General features: G+C 64.8%; 19 protein-coding genes and 1 pseudogene. 13 read left to right on the top strand and 7 right to left on the bottom strand.

Annotation, left to right across the window (positions count from 1 at the left end):
- Positions 1–34: 34 nt before the first annotated feature.
- A complete protein-coding gene (locus tag NT151_13660) occupies positions 35–886 on the bottom strand; it encodes a CDP-alcohol phosphatidyltransferase family protein (protein MCX6539961.1) in 852 nt (283 codons plus the stop codon).
- Between the two features lie 58 nt (positions 887–944).
- On the opposite strand from NT151_13660, the gene uvrC reads away from it, so the two are divergent.
- From uvrC to scpB, 4 genes are all read left to right on the top strand, one after another.
- Positions 945–2,768 carry an excinuclease ABC subunit UvrC gene (uvrC, locus tag NT151_13655; GenBank protein MCX6539960.1) on the top strand — a complete coding sequence of 608 codons (1,824 nt, stop codon included), beginning with the start codon at positions 945–947 and terminating at the stop codon, positions 2,766–2,768.
- 116 nt (positions 2,769–2,884) lie between these two features.
- Positions 2,885–3,886, top strand: coding sequence for a tryptophan--tRNA ligase (trpS, locus tag NT151_13650; protein ID MCX6539959.1), 1,002 nt, complete (start codon positions 2,885–2,887; stop codon positions 3,884–3,886).
- On the top strand, positions 3,886–4,665 hold the full coding sequence (locus tag NT151_13645; GenBank protein ID MCX6539958.1) for a segregation/condensation protein A: 780 nt from the start codon (positions 3,886–3,888) through the stop codon (positions 4,663–4,665). The genes trpS and NT151_13645 overlap by 1 nt, the downstream gene beginning before the upstream one ends.
- 43 nt (positions 4,666–4,708) lie before the next feature.
- Positions 4,709–5,419: an SMC-Scp complex subunit ScpB gene (gene scpB, locus NT151_13640; GenBank protein MCX6539957.1), complete on the top strand. Its 711-nt coding sequence runs from the start codon at positions 4,709–4,711 to the stop codon at positions 5,417–5,419.
- Between the two features lie 94 nt (positions 5,420–5,513).
- Here the strand turns inward: scpB and NT151_13635 are convergent.
- Positions 5,514–6,146: pseudogene (locus NT151_13635) on the bottom strand (pseudouridine synthase).
- Positions 6,146–7,348, bottom strand: a complete 1,203-nt coding sequence (locus tag NT151_13630; GenBank protein ID MCX6539956.1) for a hypothetical protein — start codon at positions 7,346–7,348, stop codon at positions 6,146–6,148. The pseudogene NT151_13635 and the gene NT151_13630 overlap by 1 nt, the downstream one beginning before the upstream one ends.
- A 238-nt stretch (positions 7,349–7,586) precedes the next feature.
- On the opposite strand from NT151_13630, the gene cmk reads away from it, so the two are divergent.
- From cmk to NT151_13590, 8 genes are all read left to right on the top strand, one after another.
- A complete protein-coding gene (gene cmk, locus NT151_13625) occupies positions 7,587–8,270 on the top strand; it encodes a (d)CMP kinase (protein ID MCX6539955.1) in 684 nt (227 codons plus the stop codon).
- A 212-nt stretch (positions 8,271–8,482) separates the two neighbouring features.
- Entirely contained in the window at positions 8,483–10,279 is a 1,797-nt protein-coding gene (locus tag NT151_13620; protein MCX6539954.1) for a 30S ribosomal protein S1, read from the top strand.
- 49 nt (positions 10,280–10,328) lie between these two features.
- Complete coding sequence (locus tag NT151_13615; GenBank protein MCX6539953.1) at positions 10,329–10,748, top strand: integration host factor subunit beta; 420 nt, start codon at positions 10,329–10,331, stop codon at positions 10,746–10,748.
- Positions 10,749–10,847: 99 nt separating this feature from the next.
- Complete coding sequence (locus NT151_13610) at positions 10,848–11,306, top strand: HIT domain-containing protein (GenBank protein ID MCX6539952.1); 459 nt, start codon at positions 10,848–10,850, stop codon at positions 11,304–11,306.
- Positions 11,303–12,463 carry an acyl-CoA dehydrogenase family protein gene (locus tag NT151_13605; protein MCX6539951.1) on the top strand — a complete coding sequence of 387 codons (1,161 nt, stop codon included), beginning with the start codon at positions 11,303–11,305 and terminating at the stop codon, positions 12,461–12,463. The genes NT151_13610 and NT151_13605 overlap by 4 nt, the downstream gene beginning before the upstream one ends.
- Positions 12,464–12,512: 49 nt before the next feature.
- Entirely contained in the window at positions 12,513–12,998 is a 486-nt protein-coding gene (locus NT151_13600; GenBank protein ID MCX6539950.1) for a 4Fe-4S dicluster domain-containing protein, read from the top strand.
- Positions 12,991–14,850 (top strand): aldehyde ferredoxin oxidoreductase family protein, encoded by a 1,860-nt coding sequence (locus NT151_13595; protein MCX6539949.1) that lies wholly within the window; start codon positions 12,991–12,993, stop codon positions 14,848–14,850. Before NT151_13600 ends, NT151_13595 begins: the two co-directional genes overlap by 8 nt.
- 25 nt (positions 14,851–14,875) lie before the next feature.
- A complete protein-coding gene (locus NT151_13590; protein MCX6539948.1) occupies positions 14,876–15,577 on the top strand; it encodes a TIGR04076 family protein in 702 nt (233 codons plus the stop codon).
- A gap of 12 nt (positions 15,578–15,589) precedes the next feature.
- Here NT151_13590 and secA2 read toward each other — a convergent pair whose 3' ends face one another.
- Both secA2 and NT151_13580 read right to left on the bottom strand, forming a co-directional pair.
- A complete protein-coding gene (gene secA2, locus NT151_13585) occupies positions 15,590–18,112 on the bottom strand; it encodes an accessory Sec system translocase SecA2 (GenBank protein ID MCX6539947.1) in 2,523 nt (840 codons plus the stop codon).
- 17 nt (positions 18,113–18,129) lie between these two features.
- The gene (locus NT151_13580) at positions 18,130–19,290 is read right to left on the bottom strand and encodes an acyl-CoA dehydrogenase (protein MCX6539946.1); all 1,161 of its coding nucleotides are present in this window, start codon (positions 19,288–19,290) and stop codon (positions 18,130–18,132) included.
- Between the two features lie 40 nt (positions 19,291–19,330).
- Here NT151_13580 and NT151_13575 point away from each other — a divergent pair, with 40 nt between their 5' ends.
- Entirely contained in the window at positions 19,331–21,493 is a 2,163-nt protein-coding gene (locus NT151_13575; GenBank protein ID MCX6539945.1) for a VWA domain-containing protein, read from the top strand.
- Positions 21,494–21,969: 476 nt separating this feature from the next.
- Here the strand turns inward: NT151_13575 and NT151_13570 are convergent, their stop codons facing one another.
- Positions 21,970–22,500 (bottom strand): hypothetical protein, encoded by a 531-nt coding sequence (locus NT151_13570; GenBank protein ID MCX6539944.1) that lies wholly within the window; start codon positions 22,498–22,500, stop codon positions 21,970–21,972.
- A 226-nt stretch (positions 22,501–22,726) separates the two neighbouring features.
- Positions 22,727–24,229 (bottom strand): PEGA domain-containing protein, encoded by a 1,503-nt coding sequence (locus NT151_13565; GenBank protein MCX6539943.1) that lies wholly within the window; start codon positions 24,227–24,229, stop codon positions 22,727–22,729.
- Positions 24,230–24,574: the final 345 nt, after the last annotated feature.

Genomic DNA, 24,574 nt, shown 5'->3' with positions numbered 1-24,574 from the left:
GAACTGGAGGCCGGGTCTTCAGACCCGGCAACACCTATTTCAGCCCGAGGATCCACTGGAAGAGGCCGATGCCGTCGAGCGCCGTCGGATCGCCGAGGAACCGCGCCGGCGTGCCCCACACGAACATGAGGATCGTGATCACCATGATGTCGTACTGCCAGGTGGCCCGCTCGTAGGTCCAGAACAGTCCCCGCCAGACAATCAGCACTGGCAGCGTCATCACCTTCTGGACCGTCCCCATCTGTGTTGACGGAATCGGCGATGGCGCCGTGCCGGCCTTGACCGCCGCCAGGCTGCGCCCCGCCTTCAATTCCCGCCAGGTGAAGTAGATCCGAGCCAGCACGGTGACGATCGACAGGACCAGGATCACCCACAGGACTGCGGCCATCCGGTTCGTAAACGCGCCAATCATGAACAGCACGATCCGTTCGGGCCGTTCCATGAAGCCGACCTTGCACTTCTCGACCAGCGACTCGGCGCGCGCCCGCGTGTAGCTGGTCAGGACCGAGAACATCATCGCCAGCGACGTAATCAGCACGTAGTCGCCATGGCCGGTCCCGCGCTCGTTGTAGAGCGCGATCAGGCCGATAAAGAGCGAAATGTCCGAGAACCGGTCCATCACCGAGTCCCAGAACCCGCCGAACTCGCTGGCCACGCCCGCCTCGTGGGCGACCTTGCCGTCGATGTAATCGAACATGTTGGCCGCAACCATCCACCAGCCGGCGGAAAAGAGATGGCCGAATGCCAGTTCCCACGCGGCGACGACGTTGATGAGGACGCCCGTGATGGTCAGGACGTTCGGGTGGATGCCCAGCTTCACGCATGCCCAGATGATCGCGCGGAGCGGAAAGTTGAAGACGAAACCGATGGAACCCGTAAAGGTCATGGCTTTCGTATAATCAAGAGAGCTCGGGCCGAAGAAACGAGTCGCGACATCTTATTCCATGCCTATTGAGGACCTCAAGCATCAGATTGCCCGCCTGCCCGAGCAACCGGGTGTGTACGTGTTCCTCGGTCGCGACGGTCAGACGCTCTACGTCGGCAAGGCGGCGCATCTGCGCGACCGCGTCAGCAGCTATCTCGGGGCCAGGGGCGCGTCGCCGAGGCACGACCGGCTTCTCGATGAGGTCGATCACGTCGACGTGGTCGTGACCGATTCAGTCGTCGAGGCGCTGGCACTCGAGAACAACCTGATCAAGCAGCGGCTGCCGCGCTTCAACATCCTGTTGCGCGACGACAAGAACTACCCCTACCTGAAACTGACCACCACCGAGTCGTTTCCTCGCGTGCTGGTGGCGCGGCGCGTCGAACGGGACGGCGATGTGTACGCCGGACCGTTTATGCCGGCGAGTCTCGCTCGCAAGACCATGAGGCTGACCCACCGCGTGTTCGGGATCCGATCCTGCCAGGAACACATCACCGGTGCCCGGGGCCGCGCGTGTCTCGAGTTCGACATCGGCCGGTGCCTCGCGCCGTGCGTCGAGACGTTGTGCACCGCTGAGCAGTACGCGGCGGCGGTGGTCAGAACCCGCCTCCTGTTCGAGGGCCGCACCGACGAACTGATCGGCCGTCTGACGACCGAGATGCACGAGGCCGCCGAGGGTGAGTCGTTCGAGCAGGCTGCGCACCTGCGTGACGCGATTCACACGCTCGAGACGCTGCGGGACCGCCAGCAGAAGATGGCCACGCCGACACTCGGCGACCGCGACGCGTTCGGCCTCAAGTCGGGGCCGTCCGGCACGATCATCCAGGTGTTCCAGATGCGGAACGGCCGGGTGATCGAGCGCGTCGAGCTGGTCGCCGAACCCGACGCCGGTGGCGACGAACCCGAGCAGAATGTCCTGGGTGCCGCGCTCGGCCAGTTCTACCAGGGGCACGACATTCCGCCGGAGATCCATGTGGCCGGGCGGCCCGACGATGGCGACGCGCTCGAGTCGTGGCTGAGCGCCCGCGCGGGCCGCCGCGTGACCATTGCCGTCCCGCGAAGCCAGGACCGGCGCGGCCTGCTCGATCTCGCCACGCGTAACGCGTCGATGGCGTATCAATCCAGGTTCAGCGGGGGCGCGGTCGCCAACTACGAGGCGTTGGAGAGCCTGCGCGCCATTCTCAGCTTGCCGGCGTTTCCCCGGCGGATCGAGTGCATCGATATCTCGACGTTGCAAGGCGCGGAGACCGTGGCGTCGCTGGTCGTCTGCGAGGACGGACGGATGCGGCGGAGCGAGTACCGGAAGTTCCGCGTCAGGGGAGCGGCATCGGCCGCACCGGCCAAGCCGGACGACTGCGCGGCCATGCGCGAGGTCGTGCTGCGACGGTACCAGGGGCTTCTCGCGCGCGGAGGTCCGTTTCCGGATCTCGTTCTGGTCGACGGCGGCCGCGGACAGGTCGAATCGGCCTACGAGGCCCTCGAGTCGCTGGGTCTCGGGAACCTGGTCGCCGCCGGCCTCGCCAAGAAGGAGGAGTTGATCGTCACGCGCGATCGGCCTGAGCCAATCGCGCTTGATGTCGACCACCCGACCTTGCTGTTGCTTCGACGGATCCGCGACGAGGCCCATCGTGTTGCCGTGTCGTTTCACCGCCATGCCAGGCGCACACGCGACCTGCGCTCCGAACTCGACGACATCGCCGGCATCGGGCCCCGGCGCCGAAACGCGCTGCTGAGGACGTTCGGCAGTGCCGCCGGCGTACGCCGTGCCAGTCGCGAAGATCTGTGCGCGGTGGTTGGCGCGAGGGCCGCCGACGCCGTGCTGGCCCACTTCGCACGCGGCTGATGCCTGGTTTCGTGTTAGCCTGAATCTCCTTGTCGTAGACCCTGAGCTCACTTGACGGCTGCGAACGTGCCACGCGTTGCGCAACACAACTGAGCCGAAGGGTATAGGTGAACCCCGTGTCCTCTGCCAAAGCTCGCGTCGTCTCCGGGATGCGGCCAACCGGCCGTCTGCACCTGGGCCACCTGGTTGGCGCCTTGCGCAACTGGGTGCCGCTGCAGGAGCAGTACGACAGTTTCTACTTCGTGGCCGACTGGCATGCGCTGACCAGCGAGTACGCCGCCACCGACGATCTGGCCAGCTACGCCTATTCGAACGTGGCCGACTGGATTGCGGCGGGCCTTGATCCGGAACGCTGCACGATGTTCGTACAGTCGCTCGTGCCGGAACATGCCGAGCTGCACCTGCTGCTCTCGATGATCATCCCGGTGCCGTGGCTCGAGCGCGTGCCGAGCTACAAGGAGCAGCGCGACCAGCTGTCCGAGAAGGATCTTTCGACGTACGGCTTCCTGGGGTATCCGCTGCTGCAGACGGCGGACATCATCATGTACAACGCGCACTTCGTTCCGGTGGGCGAGGACCAGGTGCCGCACCTCGAACTCTCGCGCGAGGTCGTGCGGCGCTTCCACGCGTTCTACGGCGAGGTGTTCGTCGAGCCCCAGCCGCTGTTGACGCGTTTTCCGAGGCTGCCGGGACTCGACAACCGGAAAATGAGCAAGAGCTACGGCAATGCGATCGATCTGGCGGATGATACCGACGCCGTCAGCCGCAAGGTGATGCAGATGTACACGGATCCCGCGCGGATCCGCGCCGATATTCCGGGCAATGTCGAGGGCAACCCGGTCTTCACCTACCACGACGCGTTCAACGACGACACAGACGAGGTCGACGAACTCAAGGCCCGTTACCGGGCCGGCCGGGTCGGCGATGTCGAGGTGAAGAAGAAGCTGATCGTGGCGCTCGAGAAAACGCTCGAGCCGATGAGACAGCGCCGTGCCGAGGTGCTGGCCAACCCATCTCGCGTCCGCGAGATCGTCGAGGAAGGGTCGCGGCGCGCCAGGGCGATTGCCGCCGAGACGATGGCGCGGGTCCGCGAGGCCATGAAGATCGCATACCGGTGATGTCGCAAACGCCTCCCACGGGGATCGAGTTCGAGTCGTCGCCTGATGCCTACAGCGTCAGCCTGGAGCATTTTTCCGGCCCGCTCGACCTCCTGATTCACCTCATCAAGAAGAACGAGGTGAGCATCTACGACATTCCCATCGCGATCATCACCGCGCAGTACGTGGAATACATCGCGCTGATGCAGGAACTGGACCTCGACCTGGCGGGTGAGTTCCTCGTGCTGGCCGCCACGCTCATCCACATCAAGTCGAGGATGCTGCTGCCGCGTCCGGACCCCTCGCAAGACGAAGACGAGGAGGATCCGCGCGAGGCGCTGGTCAACCGGCTGCTCGAGTATCAGAAGTACAAGACCGCCGCCAACCTGCTCCACGAGCGGGAGACGCTGCGCAGCGCGCAGTGGCAGCGGCCCGATCAACGCGTCGCCGACATCGCGGGCGACGAGTATGAGACCGAGACCGAGGTCGATCTGTTCAGCCTGATGGCCGCCTTCAAGGCCGTGCTCGACCGCGCGAAACAGCGGCCCCGACTGGTGCTGCCCGCCGAGCAGGTCTCGATTGAGGATCGGATCGAACAGTTGCTTGGAAGGCTGTCGGAAACTGAAGCCTGCGGGTTCGAAGATCTGTTCGATGACGTCAACTCGCGTCCCGCGCTGATCGTGACGTTTCTGGCTCTGCTCGAAATGATCCGGCTTAGACTGGTGCGGGTGTTTCAGGCAGGGATGTTCGGGACGATCAGGGTGTACAAGCGGCCGAAGGCGGCTGAGAACGCTGGATAGCGCAGGCGTCGACCTGGCGCGACATGCTGACAGGAAAGAGGCAATGGAGGAACTCAAGGCCATCGTCGAAGCGCTGATCTTCGCGTCGCCAGAGCCGCTGACGTTGAAGGCGCTGTGCAAGGTGCTGGCGAGCGAGCCGAATGAGGACGTTCAGCGGGCGCTCGAGGCGCTCAAGCTCGACTACGAGCAACCTGGTGGGCTTCAACTGATCGAGATTGCGGGCGGGATGCAGATCGTCACCAGAACGGATCTGAATGAGTGGGTCCGGAGACTGTTCCACGAACGCAAAACCACCAAGCTGTCGGTGCAAGCGCTCGAAACGCTCGCCGTCATCGCGTATCGCCAGCCGGTGACTTCGACCGAGATTGCCGAGATTCGAGGCGTGAACACGTCGGGCGTGCTGGCGACGCTGATGGAGCGCAAGCTGGTGAAGATCGCCGGGCGCAAGCAGGTGGTGGGGCGCCCGTTCCTCTACGCGACGACCCGCGAATTCCTGATGCGGTTCGGGCTCAACGACCTCGGCGACCTCCCGAAGGTCGAGGATATGGCCGACCTGCTCGGCTTCGATCTGGCGACGGCGCTTTCCGAGCCGATGCCGGCCGATCAGATGCTCCCGCTGGAGGTGCCTGGCGACGAGGCCGTCGAGACGACGTCGCCGCCGGACGGGATGCCGCCGGACGAGATGACGCCGGCGGAAGACCCGGCGGCGGACCCTGTGGAGGCCGCTGAGAAGGGCGAGGAGAAGGTGCACTGAGTCCGGCCGCCTGCTTCAACCGCTCCACTTCGCCGCGGGTCAGCTCCCGATGCGAACCAACCGGCAGGCGCGGGTCGCTGATCGACCCGAACCGCACCCGGCGCAACCGCACCACCGGGTGCCCAATCGCCTCACACATGTTCCGCACCTGGCGCGAGCGCCCTTCGTGCACCACGATCGAGATCATCGACTGATCCTCCCGCGTGCCAAGCTTCGTCTCGACCAGTCTCACAGCGGCCGGCGAGGTCCGGCGGCCTTCGATCGTCACACCCCGGCGCAGCCGATCGAGCTCCCCCTCGTCTGGCACGCCGCGGACGCGCGCGTGGTATTCCCGTTCCACCTCGTGACGCGGGTGGAGCATGCGCTCGGCCAGCGCGCCGTCGTTGGTCAGCAGCACCAGGCCCTCGGAGTCGTAGTCGAGCCGCCCAACCGGGTACACGTACTCACGCACGTCCGGCAGCAGATCGAGGACCGTCGATCGGCGCTCCGGGTCCTTTCTCGTCGTCACATATCCACGCGGCTTGTTGAGCAGGATGTACCGGTGATGGGTGGCGATCCGGATCCGCTGGTCATCAACGCGGATGTCGTCGTGGCCAGGGTCGGCCTTCGTGCCGAGTTCCAGAATCGTCTTACCGTTGACGCTGACGCGGCCTTGTGTGATCAGGACCTCGGCGGCGCGACGCGACGCCACACCGGCGGCCGACAGGATTTTTTGTAGACGTTCCATCATTGCCTCAGTAGCGCCGCAAAGAAATCGACGAGCTGCCAGACCTCACGCATGTTCTGTTGCCGGTCGAGCTCGGCATGCGTAATCAGGCCGCTCAGCAGGACCCGCACAGGCGCCTTGCCCTGGAGGTATCGCTCCATCCACAGCGTTTCGATCGACGGAATCACCGTGTCGTCGGTGCCGTGGAGCAGATAGACCGGGCAGGTCGGCGGCGCGGACCGCTCGGGCGACAGGCCGGGGTCGCCACCAAGCGAGGCCAGCAGGGGAGCCACGAGCTGCCCCAGTTTCTCGACGTCGCGATCGTTCACCTGCCGCATGTATGTTCGCGATGGCTCCGGCAGCGCCTCCGCGAGCCTGAGCGCGTCGTCGAAGGTCACCTTCGCAAGACGCTTGTCGATCAGTTCGTAGTGTCCGGCCAGCAGATACTTGAGAATCGCCTCACGAAGTGGCCCGACCTGCTCGGAAGGCACCAGGCGATCGGCGAGATCCAGCAGGATGATGACCACCCCGTAGTCGTGAGGGCGCCGGTAGACCTCACCAGTCGCCGTGTGATGGCCGCCGGCACCGTCATTGGTCGAGAGCGCCGGCTCCTTGCCGGTGGAGAGGAACCGCAACTCGCGCGGGAAGTCGCCGTGGCCGCCGAACGACAATACGAAATCGACGCGATCGCGCAGCGCCGGACGGCCAGCGGCGATGATGGACAGGCCGCCTGAGAAGCTGATGCCGACCATGCCGATGTGGCCGTCCCGCGTCAGCCGCCGCTGCCGCGACAGCCACAGCGCGCTGTCCTCGATCATGTCGGTGGTGCGGGCCGTGATGTCGAACCGCTTCAGATCCGGCGTGTCGGGGGTGATGACCGCCACACCGACGCTGGCCAGTTCGTAGGCGAGCCCGTACAGCCGCGGTTCCTCGATGCCCAGCATGTTGACGCCAGCCATCAACGTGACCGCCCGCCGGATGTGCGCCGGGATGAAGAGCCGGGTTCGCAGGTCACCGTGGCGCGACGGAACGGCCGTCATCTCGATCGTGACGTCTTCCCGTTCCCACTCGAGCGCGTTGGTCACGCGGCCCTCGAGATGGGCCATCCGTGCGAACACCGCCGCCGCGCGCGTGTACGATCGGACGTACGGTGCCGAGAGGGCCGTGGTGGCTACCAGCACGACGACGACGGAGGCAAGGGCCTGGAGACGCATCGGCCTCATGTTACACTCCTGAGCTCGGGAATCGGGGTTCGGGATTCGGGATTCGGGCGGCAGGCTCCCCATTCCTTCATCCCTAAGGCCGCTCCGAAGCGGTTCGACTGGGTTCCCGGGATCGCCACGCTCCAGCGTGGCCAGGACAACGGCCGGGCTGGAGCCCGGCGTTCCCAGGACGACGCATGTCTCACGGCATTCTCGACTCCCGAGTCCCGAACCCCGACTCCCGGATCCCGAGCTGATTATGATCATCGCGATTGACGGTCCCTCAGGTGTAGGCAAAGGCACGGTGGCGCGGGAGGTCGCGTCCGTGCTTGGGATTCGCCACGTTGACACGGGCGCGATGTATCGCGCGGTGGCCTGGCGCGCCGAGCAACTGGGGCTGCCTCTTGATGACGAAGATCAGATCGCACGGCTGGCGGCGATCGCGACGATCGACATCGATGGCAGCGACATCCGGATCGATGCCGCTGATGCGTCTCGCGCGATTCGTACGCCGGAGATCGACCGGGCGACCACGCGCGTGGCGCGACTGCCTCGCGTGCGCGAAGCCCTGGTCGCCAGGCAGCGGGCGATGGCGGAACCGGACGGCGTCGTGATGGAGGGGCGCGATATCGGGACGGTGGTGTTTCCGAACGCCGACGTCAAAATCTATCTGGATGCGTCTCCGGAAGAGCGGGCGCGGCGCCGGGCGCACGACCCGGCCCACACGTCCAGCCAGACACAGGTGCTGGCCGACATCGCCCAGGCGATGCAGCGGCGTGACGAGAACGACCGGACCAGGCAAGCCTCGCCGCTCACTGTGGCAATAGATGCGACCACGATCGACACGACGAATCTCCCGATCCAACAAGTCGTTGAGCGCGTGTTGGTTATCGTCAGAGCGAAGCAGACATCCGCCGTCCGTCAGTCGTCCTCCGAAAAGTGATCGGGTCACTTTTTCAGCCCCCATCGGCGAAACAGTGACCCGATCACTTTTTGCGCCCGAATCACCTTCAGAATCAAGTGATTGACCGCATCGTCTAAGTGTCGTAAACTCAACTGCTTGTGGCTATCGGGTACGACCCGGCCACCATCTGCAGTCGCCGGCACTGAACACCAAGACCGGCAATTCACGAAGTGCAGGAGGACGCGCAAGGCATGGCGAACGAAGACGGTACGAACAGCCCGGATCTGGCAGTGCAGACGGGAGAATCGACCGGCAGGACATCAAAGTCCCAGCCGATCAAGACGCTGAAGCCAAAGGGGGGGATGCACGACGACGACGTCGATCCCGAGGAGATGGCCCGCCTGTTGGACTTGTACGACCAGAGCTTCCGGAATATTTCTGAAGGCGAGGTCGTCAAGGGCACGGTCCTCAAGGTGACCGCGTCGGAAGTCATCGTTGATGTCGGCTACAAGTCGGAGGGGGTCATCGCGGTCGGGGAGTTCTTCGACGAGACCGGGCAGATCACCGTCCAGCCCGGCGATCTGGTCGACGTGCTGCTCGAGCGGACTGAAGACAAGGACGGCTACGTCGTTCTTTCCCGCGAAAAAGCGGAAAAGATGAAGATCTGGGACGAGATCGAGAAGGCCTACGCGGATCGGAAGGTCGTCATCGGTCGCGTCATCGAGCGCATTAAGGGCGGTCTGGCCGTCGACATCGGCGTCCGGGCGTTTCTGCCCGGCTCGCAGGTCGACGTGCGCCCCGTCCGGAATCTGGATGCCCTGAAGAACCAGGAACTCCGGATGCGCGTCATCAAGGTCAACAAGAAGCGCGGGAACATCGTGTTGTCGCGCAAGGTCCTGCTCGAAGAAGAGAACGCCGAGAAGAAGAAGTACACGCTGGCGACGCTGGCCGAGGGCAAGGTGCTGCGCGGCACGGTGAAGAACATCACCGACTACGGCGCCTTCATCGACCTTGGCGGCATCGACGGCCTGCTCCATATCACGGACATGTCATGGGGGCGCGTGGGCCATCCGTCGGAGATCTTCAAGGTCAACGACGAAATCGACGTCATCGTGCTCAAGTACGACCCAACGACCGAGCGCGTGTCGCTGGGCCACAAGCAGCTGATGGCGGATCCGTGGAGCAACGTGACCGACCGGTACCCGGTCGGGGCGCGCATGTCGGGCAAGGTCGTGAGCCTGACCGACTACGGGGCCTTCATCGAGCTCGAACCGGGCGTCGAAGGCCTGATCCACGTGTCCGAGATGACGTGGAGCAAGCGCGTCAAGCATCCGTCGAAGATTCTCAACCAGGGCGACCCCGTCGAAGCCATGGTGCTCGGCGTGGATCCCAGTGCGCGGCGCATCTCGCTCGGCCTCAAGCAGATCGAGAGCAACCCGTGGCACGAGCTGGCCTCCAGGTACCCGGTGGGCGCGCGCATTGTTGGCAAGGTGCGCAACCTGACCGAGTTCGGCGCGTTCGTCGAGGTGGAAGAGGATATCGATGGCCTCATCCATATCTCGGACATGTCGTGGAGCAAGCGGATCAAGCACCCGTCTGAAGTGCTGAAGAAGGGCGACAAGGTCGAGGCGATCGTGCTGAACATCGACGCCGAGAACCAGCGGTTGTCGCTCGGGCTGAAGCAGCTCGCCACCGACATCTGGGACGAGTTCTTCTCGCAGCATCAGGTGGGCGACACGATTGACGGCAAGGTGGTCCGGATGACCAACTTCGGCGCGTTCGTGGAACTGGCCGAGGGGATCGAGGGCCTGATCCATGTGTCCGAGTTCGACGATCAGCTGGAAGAGAAGATCGAACTCGAGGTGGAGAAGACCTACCCGATGAAGATCATCAAGCTGAGTCCGTCGGAGCGGAAGATCGGCTTGAGCATCCGCGCGATGAGGTTGGACCAGGATCGCGCCGATTGGGCCACGTATTCCGACAGCACCGGAAAACCGCAGGCCACCCTGGCAGATCACTTCCGCCTGCAGCAGCGGGACGAGAAGTAGTCGTACGGCCGCCAACGAGGCGGCCAGGTGTTCGTCTCCGGGGGGCGGCGTGACTCGACATCGGGTCGCGCGCGTCCCCCGGGGGTCATCCCCCTGCCGCGAGTCATCCATGACCAAGGCCGAACTCGTCGAAGAAGTTTCGCGCGTGTCAGACCTCACGAAGAAACACTCCGAGGTCATTGTCGACACGGTCTTCCGCAGCATCATCGAGGCGCTCCAGAAGGGCCAGAAGATCGAGCTGCGGGGGTTCGGGAGTTTTCGCCTCAGGCAGCGCGAGCCGCGCAAGGGGCGCAATCCGAAGACGGGCGCCCGCGTGGACGTGCCGCCCAAGCGCGTGCCGTATTTCAAGCCAGGCAAGGAACTGAAGGACCTGATCAACCACGAGTTGGAGGTCCAGCCGGCCGCTGGCCCGGGCGCGGCCGATGTGTTTCCGACCTCAAACGAGAACCCGCCGCCGGCCGCGTCCTGACGCTGGCGTGCGCGCTCGGGCCGCCTTCGCCTCCGGCTTCGGCGTGCCAAGGATGACACTCTGGTGGAACGCCTGTGGTCGCCGTGGAGGCTTCAATACGTGAGCAAGGCCGGTGACGCGGAGGGGTGCGTCTTCTGCGAGGCGGTCGCCAATGCCGAAAATGCCCGTCTCGTCGTGTACCGGGGCAAAACCGCCTTTGTCATCCTGAACATGTTTCCCTACAACAGCGGGCATCTCATGGTGGTGCCGGCGCGCCATATCGCGACGCTGGGCGCGGCGTCGCCGGCGGAACGTGCCGAGATGATCGAACTGACGTCGCTCGCCGAGACGGCGCTTGGTGAGGCGTACCGCCCGCAGGGACTGAATGTCGGGATGAACCTCGGCCGGGCCGCCGGCGCCGGCATCGTGGATCACGTGCACATCCACGTCGTGCCCCGCTGGAATGGGGACACCAATTTCGTCTCGGTCGTCGGCGAAGTGCGGGTGCTTCCGGAGGATCTCGATCAATCCGCCGCACGCCTGAGGCCGGTGTTCGAGCGATTGGGCCATACACCATGATCCTTGAACTCACTCCCGCCCAATTGGAATTCCAGCACGCGATCGAGCAGTTCGCCCGGACCGACGTCGAGCCGGTGGCTTCGCACATCGACGAGAGCGGCGAATTCCCCGTGACGTTGCTGAAGCACGCTGGGGAGCACGGCCTGATGGGCGTCACCGTGCCGCAGGCGTGGGGTGGTGGCGGACGCGACTACTTGAGCTATGCCCTGGCCGTGGAGGCCGTCTCACGCGCGAGCGCGACGGTCGGCGTCATCCTGATCGTGAACAACTCGCTTGTCGCCGAGGTGCTGGCGCGATTCGGCGCCGATGTCCACAAGGAGCGATGGCTGCGGGCGTTGGCCACCGGGCAGGCGGTGGGCTCCTTCGGGCTCTCGGAGGAAAACGCCGGCACCGATGCCGCCAACGTCGAGATGCAGGCGACGCTGGTCGAGGATGGAAAGGCGTACAGCCTCAACGGGCGCAAGGTCTGGGTCGCGTGCGCCGAAGTCTCCAACGTCGCGCTGGTGTTCGCGGTGACGCGGCCAGGTCAGCGCGCGCACGGCATCACGGCGTTTCTCGTCCCGATGAGCACACCGGGCATCGAGCGCACCGCACGGGCCGACTCGCTGGGCGTCCGCGGCCTTGGGTGCATGGACCTCACGTTCAGCGATGTCCGTGTACCGGCCGACCATGTGGTGGGCGCGGTCAACGAGGGCTTCAAGGTGGCCATGTGGGCGCTCGAAGGCGGCCGCGTCGCCATCGCGGCGCAGGCGCTCGGCATCGGCCAGGCCGCGCTCGACGAGGCGCTGCACCACGCGAAGCACCGTCACACGTTTGGCAAGCCCATCGCGGAGTACGAGGCCATCCAGTTCATGCTGGCCGACATGGCCACCGAGCTCGACGCGGCGCGCATGCTCACCTGGAAGGCCGCGTCACTGAAAGCGACGCAGACCAGCATCGTGACCGAAGCCGCGCAGGCGAAATTGGCGGCGTCGGTGGCCGCGCACCAGGCGGCCGACAAGGCGATGCAGATCCTGGCGTCGGCCGGCTACCGGCGCGGATCCAGGGTTGAGCGCTACTTCCGCGACGCGCGTGCGACAGAAATCTACCAGGGCACTTCGGAAACCCAGCGCATGGTGATCGCCGAGCGTGTGCTGGGCATCCGGCGCCACGGGTAGACAGCGTCACAGTTCCGCTGGCAGACCTGCAACGTGAGGGAATGCACGAGTGAAACAGATCCTGGTGCGGGAGGCGCTCTGCAGCGGCTGCCGCGCCTGTGAGGTCGCGTGCGTGGCCCGCCACGAGGGACGGTTTGGCACCGCCTCGGCCCGCATCAGGGTGTTCAAGGACGAGTCGGCCGGCCTGGACCGCCCTCGAGTGTGCCGGTTGTGTTTCGACGCGTCCTGCGTCTCAGCGTGTCCGACAACGGCACTGGCCAGACACCAGAGCGCCGGCACGATCCTGCTCGACTCCGAACAGTGCCTCTGCTGCACGGCCTGCGCGGATGCCTGCTCGTTCGGCCTCCTGTCGGTTCACCCGCTGAGCGGCCTGCCGCTCTTCTGCGACCTCTGCGACGGCGATCCGGCGTGCGTGGAGCGCTGCGTCACGGGCGCGCTGGCCTACGGGGATCCGGACGCTGAGGCGTCGGGTGGACAGACGCCGCCAGACGGCCCCGATCGACAGACCAGCCGACCGGCAGGACATTGTGCATAGCTACGGCGGCACCGTCCTGCACGTCGATCTCACCACCGGCGCCATCCATCGTCGTCCCACTGACGAGGCCCTCGCGCGGGCCTTCCTAGGCGGGCGCGGGCTGAACGTCAAACGGCTCTGGGACCACCTCCCGCCGCACACCGACGGACTCTCACCACAGAACATCCTGGTGTTGGGCGCCGGGCCCCTGGCCGGAACGCCATTCCCGGGCGGCGCACGCTTCAACATCTCCGCGATGTCGCCCCAAACCGGGATTCTCGGCGACTCGAACGCCGGCGGGTTCTTTGGCGCCGAACTCAAGTTCGCAGGCTACGACCAGATCGTCGTCGAGGGTCGCGCGAGTCGGCCCGTGTATCTCTCCATCAAAGACGACAAGGTGGAGCTTCGGAGTGCGGAGGACCTGTGGGGTCGGGACGTGCCGGACGCGACGGTGGCCGTCCAGCACGACCTCGGCGATCGCGACACGCAGGTCGCGACCATTGGCCGAGGCGCGGAGCACGGCGTCCGTTTCGCGGGCGTCTTCGTCAACCTGCACCGGGCCGCTGCCCGAACGGGGATGGGCACGGTGATGGCGTCGAAGCAGTTGAAGGCCGTCGCCGTGCGCGGATCCGGGTCGATTTCGGTGGCCGACATCGCGCGCCTCGGCGAGTTGGGCGCGCGCCTGGACGAGAAGATCGTCCGCCACGCTGACTACCACGTTCGCGTGCGCCTTGGCACGACACGCTTGGTCAAGTCTCTCGACCGTATCGGAGCGCTCCCCACGCGTCATTTCCAGAGCGGACACTTCGACGCGACCGATGCGGTCAGCGGAGAGGCCATCGAGACCCTCTACAAGACGAAGAGCAAGGCCTGTTTCGCCTGCAATATCCCTTGCAGCCGCTTTCTCGTCATCGATGATCCGCGCTTTCCGGGCTTTCGCCTCGAGGGCCCCGAGTACGAGCCTCTCGCCGGTTTCACCGCCCGGGTTGGGTCGGGCGATCTGCCGCTGGCGCTGAAGTGCGTCGACCTCGCAAACCGCTACGGCCTGGACGCCATCAGCTTGAGCGAGGTGATCTCCTGGGCGATGGAGTGCTACCAACGGGGTTTGCTCTCCCGCGCGGACACCGGGGGCCTCGATCTCACGTGGGGAAACGGAGAGGCCATCCTGACGCTTGTCCACCAGGTGGCCCATCGGGAAGGATTCGGCGATCTGCTCGCAGACGGCGTGAGGCGGGCGGCCGAACGCCTGGGCCGCGGATCAGAGCGCTTCGCGATGCACAGCAAGGGGCTGGAGATATTCCAGGCCGACGTCCGGACGATCAAAGCCTATGGCCTCGCCAACGCCGTTTCGAGCCGGGGTGCCGACCACCTGCGTGCGGAGCCGTGGTTCGAGTTTTCCAACGACCCCGAGGAAGGCATTCGGCGCTTCGGCATCCCGGAGACCGCGTTTCGGCTCGAACACAAGGGCAAGGGGCTGGTCGTCAAACACTTCGAGGAGATGGCCGCGATAGCCGATGCGACAGGCGTGTGCAAGAACACCTACAACAACATGGAGGTCCTCACGTGGGAGGACACCGCCGAGTTGCTGCAGGCGGCCACAGGCTGGACCCTCACCGGAGACGACGTCCGAAAAACGGGCGAGCGCATCGTCAACCTGGAACGCATGTTCAACGCCCGCGAGGGTATTGGGCGCAAGGACGACACGCTGCCCTGGCGATTCCTGAATGAACCGTTGCCGGAAGGCAATCCCAGTGCGGGGGCCGTCGTGGAGCTGGAACCCATGCTGGACGAGTACTACCGCGCTCGCGGGTGGGATGTCGCCACTGGTCTGCCGACCGAGGAAAAGTTGAACGAACTCGGGCTAACCGGCTGATCGGCAACCCATCTCGGGACTGGATATGTACGAACTAAAGATCACCGTCACCAAAGTGCTCGGGACATGTACCGCCGACCCCCCGATGAAGCCTGGTGATCACTTCTACGTCCGTAATGGCGACCTGAGCATCCCGGATGGCGGCTACATCTGCGCGTGGGCCTTTCAGAGTCTCCTTCCCCTCATCACGCCGAAGGAGCGGGAGATCTGCGAAGCCAACGACGAGGACTGGATGTGGCGTGTACATCATGTCCAGTGCCCCGACCCCAAGGGGCGCGTCGTGTTCAAGGTTGAGCGGGTGCGGAAACTCACGCCCTCCGAGCTGGCCGACCCGCTGGCGAACGACCGGCCCGGGCCAGACTCAACTGCCGAACAGGCTGGTCGCGGCGGGCACGTCGGTTCGGACCCTGTGCTGGGAGCTGCGGAGTCTTCGACGGCCGCGACGGGAAGACTCAAGGATCTCCGCGTGGTGGTCGAACGCATCGGGGGTAAATGCACATCAGGGATGAAACCGGGCGACTCCTTCGCGATGCGTGACGGGCGTCTCTATATTCCACCCGGGCGCCACTTCTGTCTTTATGCGTTGCACGCGGCGTTGCCGTTGCTCCCCGCCAAACAACGGCGCGTGGAGCCGTGGGACTGGATGGCCGACGATCACACCGTCATCTGTCCTGATCCGGCCGGCAATGTCATCCTGCGCATCGGATTTGAGCGGGAGACGAAGTAGGGGCGAGGCCCACTACTTCCTCCGCCCCAGCCGGCGGCGCACGAACAACACCGTCACGGCGACGATCGTGAACGGCCAATATATCAAAGCGAGGAAGCTGGTGGCCACGGACATGCCGAAGTTGCCTGGGGCGATAAGCGAGAGCCCGAACGAGGAAAAGGGATTGTCGTTGATCAGGTACGTCCATGTCGACGTCGGACCACGCAGGCCGGCGCGATCGAGATCGATCGTCCCATGCTCGGCCGACAGCCGCCTGAACGTCTCCACCACCTCATCGCGCAATCCCTCCATCATGGCGGCGTAGGCGTCGATGATCTGTCTCTGGAACTCGGTGAGCGGGTCGCGGCCGCCGTACCGCTGCAGGTGAATCCCTTCGCGGATGTCCTCGATCAGGCCCAGGTGCGCGCTCCATCGCCTGTCGAGCAGGATGAGCGTGAGGCGGTTTTCGACGCGCCGCAATTGGGTCGCGCCGACCGCGCGCTGCAGTGTGGCGTAGTGTTCGGGTGCTCCTTCGACGCATGCCCTCGGCTCGATGGCGTCGTGCAGCCATTCCTCCCGCCGCTCGCACATCTGTGCGCGTTGCTCCTCCACCATCGCCGAGTAGCGCCACAACGTGCGACGGATCTCGAAATTCTGCCCCTCGATAATGCGCTGCGCTCGACTGATTTCGCGCCTGACGATGGGGTCAGTGACGGGCCGGTCCTGGCGCAGGGGCCGGTGCCGCGGCGGAATGAGCGACACGACGCCGTAGCGGCGCATCAGGTCGTCTTCGAGGCTGATGAAGAACCGGGAACTGCCCGGGTCGCCTTGGCGCCCGGCACGTCCCCTTAGCTGGTCGTCGATGCGACGGCTCTCGTGACGGTTCGTGCCGATCACGTACAGACCGCCAAGCGCCGCCACCTGGTCGCGCAGTTGCGCATCACCGCCACCGAGGACGATGTCGGTGCCGCGTCCGGCCATGTTGGTGGAGATGGTGACTGCGCCGGGCATGCCAGCGCGGCCGACAATCAGCGCTTCGCGAGCGTCGTGCCGGGCATTGAGCACGCGGCACTTGATCCGCCGTCCGCGCAGCGAGCGGCCGAGTTCCTCCGACTCCGAGACGCTTGCCGTGCCGACCAGCACGGGACGGCCGGTGGCGTGGACGCGCGCGATCTCGTCGGCGAGCGCGGCCATTTTTGCCTGGCCGTGCGAGAACACCACATCCGGTTCGTCGACGCGTCTGCACGGACGGTTCGGTGGAAACACCACCGTCGTCAATTCGTAGAACTCCTTGAACTCGACGGCGGATGGGACGGCGGTGGCGGTCATGCCGGCGATCTTCGGCCACAATCTGACGAAGTGCTGGATGGGCATCGAACCGAGCACCTTGCCCTCGATGCGGACCTCCACACTCTCCTTGGCCTCGACGGCCGGTTGGATGCCGTGAGGCCAGCGCCGGTTGTCCGCCACCCGACCGGTGAACTCGTCCACCAATTCGATTCGCCCATCCCGGACGATGTAGTCGCGGTCGCGATGGAGCAGGACCTCCGCGTGGAGGGCCACGTGAATCGCGGCGAGGAGGAGGTGTTGCTTCGGCGCGTGCAACGGTCCGCATGTCAGCAACTTCTGGATGCGCCGGAAGCCGGCGTCCGTGATGGCCACGTTCCGCTCGTGCTCATCGGTCCGGTAGTCCACTCCCGCTCGCAGTTGGCCGACGACCCCCGCGATCATCCGGTGGTTGATGTCGGGAGATGCCGTTTCACCGGCAATGACGAGCGGGACCCTGGCCTCATCTACCAGAATGAAGTCCGCCTCGTCGACGATGACGTAGTGGAAGGGGCGTTGCACCAGGTGTGCCGGGTCCGTGACGGTGTGATCGCGGAGGAAGTCGAAGCCGGCTTCCTTGGCCGTCACGTAGGTGATGTCGGCCGCGTAGGCCTCCCGGCGTTCCTCTCGACTCAGCCCCTGTGCCACCGAGGCAGCCGACAGTCCCAGGAAGCGGTATGCGCCGCCCATCCACGCCGCGTCGCGGCGCGCGAGGTAGTCATTGGCGGTGAGGACATACACGCCGCGTCCCGTGAGGGCGTTGAGCGCAACGGGCAGAACGGCGACGAGCGTCTTGCCCTCGCCGGTTGCCAGTTGCGCGAGCTTGCCCTGGTGGAGGGCGATCGCGGCCATCATCTGGACGTCGAAGGGGCGCAGGCCCAGCACGCGCGCGCACACTTCCCGTGTCAGCGCGTAGACCTCGGCCAGCAGGTCGTCGAGGTCCTCGCCATCGAGCGCCCGCCGCCTCGCGGCGTCGAACTGCGCGCGGAGTTGGCCGTCGGACAGCCGCGCCACGTTGACGGCGTCGATGCGCGCGAGGTGCCTGCGATAGCTACGCAGATCGTACTCGACGGGTAGTCCCGCCAGCGTCCGGTAGCTCCTGCGAATCGAGTCGCGGAATGTCCAGCCTTCGACGGGCTCCCCGGGATCGCCACGCTCCAGCGTGGCCGGGCTGCCAGCCCTGAGGGAACTCGAAGGGGAGCCCGGCGTTCCCAGGAAATCGCCCGTCACACGGCCCTCCCGAATCCCTATCCCAATATCTGTTTGGCGATGGTCACCAACTGCATGTTCGACGTGCCCTCGTAGATCTGGCCGATCTTCGCGTCGCGCCAGAGCTTTTCCACCGGGTAGTCCTTCACGAATCCGTACCCGCCATACAGATTGATCGCCAGCGAGGTGACGCGTTCGGCGACCTCCGACGAGTAGATCTTGCACATGGCCGCTTCGGTGAGGAACGGCTTGCCCCCGTCACGCAGCCTCGCCGCGTTGTAGACGAGCAGGCGTGCCGCCTCGATCTCGGTCGCCGCGCGCGCCAGTTGCCCCTGGACGAGCTGGAAGTCGGCGATCGGCTTGCCGAACTGCTTGCGTTCTTTCGTGTAGCGAATCGCGTGTCCGAGGGCCCCGCTGGCCAGGCCGATCATCTGCGCGCCAATGCCGATCCGCCCCTCGTTCAGCGTCTCGATGGCGACCTTGTATCCTTTGCCGACCTCGCCGAGGATGTTCGCCTTCGGCACGCGGCAGCCATCGAGAATCAGTTCGCACGTGCTGCTGGCCCGGATGCCGAGCTTGTCTTCCTTCTTGCCAACAGTGAAGCCGGCCATGCCCCGTTCGACCACGAACGCCGTGATGCCGCGGTAGCCGGCCTCCGGGTTCACGTTGGCGAACACGATGAAGATATCGGCTTCGTTGCCGTTGGTGATCCAGAGCTTGCGACCGTCGATGACGAAGTGGTCGCCATCGGCCAGGCCCCGGGCGGCCAGAGCGAACGCGTCGCTCCCGGATCCGGCCTCGGACAGCGCATACGCGCCAACCGTGTTGCTGGCCAGTCGCGGAAGGAAACGCGACTTCACGTCGTCTGAACCCCACCGGATGATCGCGTTGATGACGAGCGTGTTCTGGACGTCGACGAGCACGCCCACCGACGGGTCGACCGCCGACAGGGCTTCGACCGCCAACACGGCGTGGAAGAATTTCGCGCCCCCACCGCCGTATTGTTCGGGGATCTCAATGCCCATCACGCCGAGATCGAACAGTTGTGTGAGCAGCTCCTTCGGCAGTTTCGCGTGTTCGTCCATCTCGCGGACGAACGGCCGGATCTGGGCCTCGGCGAATTCGGCCACGCTGTCGCGAAGCAGGACTTCGTCTTCGGCAAGCTGAGTCAGGGCGGGTGTGGCAGCATCGTTTGACAAGGGCGTCTCCTGTAAAGAGCCCTAATGTTATCATCGAATAATGCGCAGGTTCCTCGACGCTGCCGGCAGGATTGGGCTGGTCGTACTCATGGGACTTGCTGTGAGCGCCGGCGTTCCGAAGGCGTTTCAGCCGCCTCAGACCCAGCCACCACCCACCGCGCCGCCGCCCGGCCAGCAGCCGCCTCCGAAGACCGGAACCAAACCGCCCTCAGGCGATCCGGCGCAGGCCGCGCAACCGCAGAAAGGCCAGGCGCCAGTGTTTCGCGCCGGCGTCAACGTCGTTCGGGTCGACATCATCGTCACCGACCGGCAGGGCAACGCGGTGACCGATCTCACGCAGTCGGATTTCGAGGTGCTCGAAGACGGGAAGCCCCAGGCGATTGACCTCTTCCGGCTGATCAATTCGAACGGTGTGCCAGAGCCGGGCGCGGAACCTGCACGACCGATTCACTCGATGTACGACGAGGAAGCGGAGGCGGCCAGGGACGACGTGCGGCTGTTCGTCATTTTCCTCGACGACTACCACGTGCGGCTGCAGAATTCCATTCGCATCCGAGACACGCTTGTGCAGTTTTTGACGACGCAGCTGGGGCCGCTCGACATGGTGGCCATCATGTACCCCCTGACGCCGGTGAGCGCCCTGACATTCACGCGTGATCGCGATGCACTTGTGCAGGTGGTCAGGAAGTTCGAAGGGCGGAAGTTCAACTACGCCCCGCGCAACGCCTTCGAACAGGAGTACGCCCACTATCCGACGCAGGTTGTGGAGACGCTGCGCAACCAGGTGACGCTCTCGGCGCTCGAGGGGCTGCCGGTCAGGCTGGGATCGATGCGGGAAGGCCGAAAGGCCGTCATCCTGGTCAGCGAGGGTTTTGTCGGGATGCTGCCGGCCCAGATGAGCGGCCCGATGGCGGGGTTGCCCGGCAGGGCGAATCCCGCGGCCGACCCCCGCACCGAGGAGCGCGCGCGCTTCCAGGCGGATCTTGACATCCAGCAGAAGCTCAAGGACATCTCCGACACGGCGAACCGCAACAACACGGCCATCTACGCGCTGGATCCACGTGGACTGGCGGTCAACGAGTACGACATCAACGAAAACGTCGACCAGCGTCTGGATCTCGATACGCTCCGCGTGTCGCAGGACACGTTACACGAGCTCGCAAACAATACGGATGGCCGGGCCATCATCAATCGCAACGACCTGGCCGCGGGTCTCAAGCAGGTTATTCGCGACACCAGTTCGTACTATCTGGTGGGGTACAACTCGTCACTGACGACGCCCGATGGCAAGTTCCACAAGATCGACGTCAGGCTGAAGCGGCCGGGCATGCAGGTGCGCGCCAGGAAGGGCTACTGGGCGCCGACGGCGGAAGAAGCCGCCAAGGCGGCAGCGCCGCCCAAGCCAAAGCCGCCCGCGGCGGTCGAGCGGGCGCTCAATGCCGTTGAGGCCGTACCGCGCGAATCGGTGGCCGCGACGTGGATTGGCACCGCGCGCGGCGCGGATGGCAGAACCCGCGTGACGTACGTATGGGAGCCGCTGCCTCCGGTTCCCGGCGAGAAACGTCCGGAGCCGTCGCGGGTGTCGGTAGTTGCGACCGAATCGGGCGGCGACGTGTATTTCCGCGGCCGCGTGCCTGAGGACGCGCCAGCCCGCGCAGCGGCGGGAGCCGCCGCGCCGGCAGGGACGACACCGGCGGCGGGCGTGCGGGCGCCATCCAAGGTCAGTTTCGACGTGCGCCCTGGGAAGATGCAGCTCCGCACGTCGATTGAGAACGCCGCGGGGCAGGTCATCGATGCGGCGCAGCAGGAGTTCACCATCCCCGACTTCTCCGAGCAGAAGGTGGCGTTGTCGACGCCGCTTGTGCTCTGCACGCACACCGCACGCGAGCTGCAGTCGCTGACGCGCGACGCTGATCCCACGCCAACGGCACTCAGGCAGTTTCGGCGCACCGACCGGCTGCTGATCCGGTTTTCGGCCTATGCCCCACGCTCAGCCGCGCCGACCGTGACCGTCCGACTGCTCAATCGCGTGGGCCAGAAGATGAGCGACCTGGGCGTCAAGGCGCCGGATACAGCAGGGGAGTTCTACCAGGTGGATCTGCCGCTGGCCGGTCTTTCGCCAGGAGAATACGTGATCGAAGTGAAGGCCACGGGTGATGGCGGCGAGGCCGCCGAACTGATCGCGATCCGCGTGATTAGCTAGACCGAGTGTCTGGGGTCAGATCCAAAACACAACATCTTCGGGTGATGTGACGCCTTAAGCCTGATTTCCCAATGTGGGACCAGGTGCAGCTGATCCGACAGCTCTGGAATCACCGCCCCCGTGGCCGCGGCCCACTCCCGTACCGCCTCACACCACTGAACACACATCGGCCAAGTCTGTTGCTCACGCGTCACAAGTCGGGACCTGGAGACGAACGGTCACCACCTGTGGGTCGGCGCCGGGTGCCTGTGCCAATCCCTGGCTGGTCGAGATTGTAGTAACACCTCTCCTCTAGCAGACGCCAGAGCCCATCAGAAGAGCCAGGGCAGCGAGAAGTATGGTCAGCCAGCCGCCAAGGTCGACGAAGTAGACCCTGGTGGCGACAGGATCAAGGGTTCGGGAGGTCATGCCCTCTTGACTTCACAACACGCGAACCGGCCGAGGCGATTCAGAACTCCATCCCGGATGCTAGATGCTCAGCCCACGAATCGGTCCTTGCTCTTGAGCACGAGAAACACCTGCAAGGCAAGGAGCCCTAGCGCAAAGACCAAGCTGAGGGCGCTCAGCATGCTGAGTGACAACGGAAGCCTCTGGTCCAGTTCTGGGGTGGACGGTGCGACAAACCTCAGAATCAAGCCGATGAGTGTCAGCGGACCGACCGTCCACAGATACAGACCGTAGGCCCAGCGCTTCATCGTGAACAGGCCGAACGCCAGGGGGAGCTGGCACGATAATTGCACGAGGTAGAAGAGCGCGGAGATACTCAGCCAAACGGCGTACCGTTCCGCTACGGGTTGCTGCCCGAACAACCCAGCTCCGCCGGTGGCCAGCGTGCCAGCCAGGGCGAGGAGCGAATAGGTCAGGGCCGCGCCGACGGTGAGAACGACCCAGAAGATCTGGATGACGCCTGCCCACACCGCAGGAGGCACCTGCATTGACGGAGCCTGCACAATCGAGCGGACGCCGCTCTGGACGCCGACGCGAAGATCAGACGCGAACGTGGTCACGGTGCTGACGGGTCGACTGCATGATGGGCAGAACTTGGCATCTGGATCGAGTGCAGTGCCGCAGTGGGCGCAGAACGCAGACATAAGCTCCCTCCTTCCAAGTTAATCCGGCCGCGTGTTCCACTACAGAGTCGCGTGACCCACGCCGCATAACCCACCCAGATACTCCCCGACCGTACGGTGTACCGCAGGCGTCAGTGGAGATGCTCTCGTGACGGCCGACTCACTACCGCCCATTGATCAGATTGCGTATCTCGGCAGCCGTAAGAACGCGGCCGAAAACCGCCAGCTCATCAAGTTGGCCGTTGAAGAAGTACTGGTTTGTGGCGATAGCTCCGACAATTGCGTATTGTCCAGCTCGTCCACTCACTCCCGGCCTACCGGAGTAGTCCAGGTTCCCATCCGCGTACTGTGTTACCGTTCCGGAGGCATCGACGGTCACGGCAATGTGATGCCAGTTCCCGTCTCTTAGATTCGTGGCCTTCCAGTTAACTCTGAAGAACGACGGACCATTCTGAGACCAACCGCTATCAAGAGAAAACCACGGTCCCGTTGTTTGAACCTCGTTTTGCCAACTGATCACGGCGCCTCCGCCTGCCGTGCTCTTCTCCCAACACACAATAGTCAGAGGATACGAAACGTCCAACGCGGCCGAACCAATGTAGGAGTTGGCTCCGTTGAAACTCGCGCCTTTGTTGACCCTCCCGTAGGAAGCACCATACGAGACAGAATGTGCGATTCCCTCGACGTCTCTTCGTGAGTCGTACGCGTTGCCTTCGAAACGCCAATAAGCGACCAGAGTCGCCTCGCCGAGCGCGTCGGTCCCGCGCAGGATGGTGGAGTCGGCTGAGCTCAGATCACCTGCTTTTCGGCCACCCTCTCTTGCGGTCGGTTGACTGTCAGCAAGCCTCGCCGTTGCTGCGCTGATGGGCACGAGTGTCGCGGAGATCGTCTCGGAGGTCTGCCCCGCTATGTCACGAACCCACTCATTAAGGTCCGCGCCGTGCAAGATCACTCTGTGCGGTGCGCGGGACAGCCCAGGGACGGTGAGCACCCCGGTTGCCGCATCTGTCCGGCCGACTAGCCGCCCGTCGATCTCGACAGCGACGTTGGGGGGTATGCTCCTCACACTGATTGAAACCGTTGCGGCAACAAGCTGCGCGTTGACCTCCTTCGAGAACTCCGTCGGACCGAATTCCACCAGCTCACTCCACGGATCGTACCCGTTGAGCCTAAGCTGCACGAGGTGCCCGCCGTGTCGCGTGTGCCGAACCGCTATCGCGCCAAGAGGTGGCGTCGTCCCGGCTTCGACACCGTCGACGAACACGGTAGCACCGGCAGGTGTCGATGCGATTGAAACAGACACTCCCCATAAGTACCAGCCAACGGCCGACGCTGCCGCAATCGTTGCGGCAGCAATCACGCCGGCGAGCAGCCCAATCCGTCGGCGTGTCGGCGGCAGTTCCTTCGTCTCAGGTCGTGGCGGTGAAGCCGGCTTGGGAAGTGACGTCGAGACAACTTCGGCAGAAGTCTGTGCCTGGACGGGCAACTGCCTAAGATCGGAGGCGCAGGCCTTGCAGAACTTCCACTCACGTTGAACAACCACGCCGCACGCGGGGCAATGCGCTGTAGGCTCGATGCCGCCATCGTCGGCGAGAGGGCAACCGCACTCCTTGCAGAATCTGAATTCATCTGCTAGCTCGATGTTGCATTTGGGACAGTGTTTCATGCTTGTCCTCAGTGTGGCCTGGAAGGCCCTCGAGACCGTGATCGAGTTGGGCGAGCCCCCGTGCTTCTCGAACCGTGCCCTTGTCGAGCCCCGCGTTCAGGAGGTCAGGGGGACCGCCGCCAGTCCTGTGACCTGACATTTCCGATTTGGCTTCCGAAGATCGGCCACATCCTACACCCGGTCGCTCTCTCCTGCTCGAATACTCTGGTCGCAGGGGTCGCACCTCATGACGCCCGCCACGGCGACCTGAGTTCCGGACGCCGAACCCGCCACCGCCCACAGTTCTCCGACACCTCTCTCGCGTTGCGCCCTCTCTTCGCCCAAACGGTCTCCCACCACCATCGT

The sequence above is a fragment of the Acidobacteriota bacterium genome (assembly GCA_026393675.1).
GTDB lineage: Bacteria > Acidobacteriota > Vicinamibacteria > Vicinamibacterales > JAKQTR01 > JBAXOX01.
This window is presented reverse-complemented; position numbering and strand designations above follow the sequence as displayed.

What these genes read in the sequence shown, in the direction of transcription:
- NT151_13660 (MCX6539961.1), bottom strand. Translation starts at nt 886, where the DNA reads ATGACCTTTACGGGTTCCATCGGTTTCGTCTTCAACTTTCCGCTCCGC.
- uvrC (MCX6539960.1), top strand. Translation starts at nt 945, where the DNA reads ATGCCTATTGAGGACCTCAAGCATCAGATTGCCCGCCTGCCCGAGCAA.
- NT151_13645 (MCX6539958.1), top strand. Translation starts at nt 3,886, where the DNA reads ATGTCGCAAACGCCTCCCACGGGGATCGAGTTCGAGTCGTCGCCTGAT.
- scpB (MCX6539957.1), top strand. Translation starts at nt 4,709, where the DNA reads ATGGAGGAACTCAAGGCCATCGTCGAAGCGCTGATCTTCGCGTCGCCA.
- NT151_13630 (MCX6539956.1), bottom strand. Translation starts at nt 7,348, where the DNA reads ATGAGGCCGATGCGTCTCCAGGCCCTTGCCTCCGTCGTCGTCGTGCTG.
- cmk (MCX6539955.1), top strand. Translation starts at nt 7,587, where the DNA reads ATGATCATCGCGATTGACGGTCCCTCAGGTGTAGGCAAAGGCACGGTG.
- NT151_13620 (MCX6539954.1), top strand. Translation starts at nt 8,483, where the DNA reads ATGGCGAACGAAGACGGTACGAACAGCCCGGATCTGGCAGTGCAGACG.
- NT151_13605 (MCX6539951.1), top strand. Translation starts at nt 11,303, where the DNA reads ATGATCCTTGAACTCACTCCCGCCCAATTGGAATTCCAGCACGCGATC.
- NT151_13590 (MCX6539948.1), top strand. Translation starts at nt 14,876, where the DNA reads ATGTACGAACTAAAGATCACCGTCACCAAAGTGCTCGGGACATGTACC.
- NT151_13575 (MCX6539945.1), top strand. Translation starts at nt 19,331, where the DNA reads ATGCGCAGGTTCCTCGACGCTGCCGGCAGGATTGGGCTGGTCGTACTC.
- NT151_13565 (MCX6539943.1), bottom strand. Translation starts at nt 24,229, where the DNA reads ATGAAACACTGTCCCAAATGCAACATCGAGCTAGCAGATGAATTCAGA.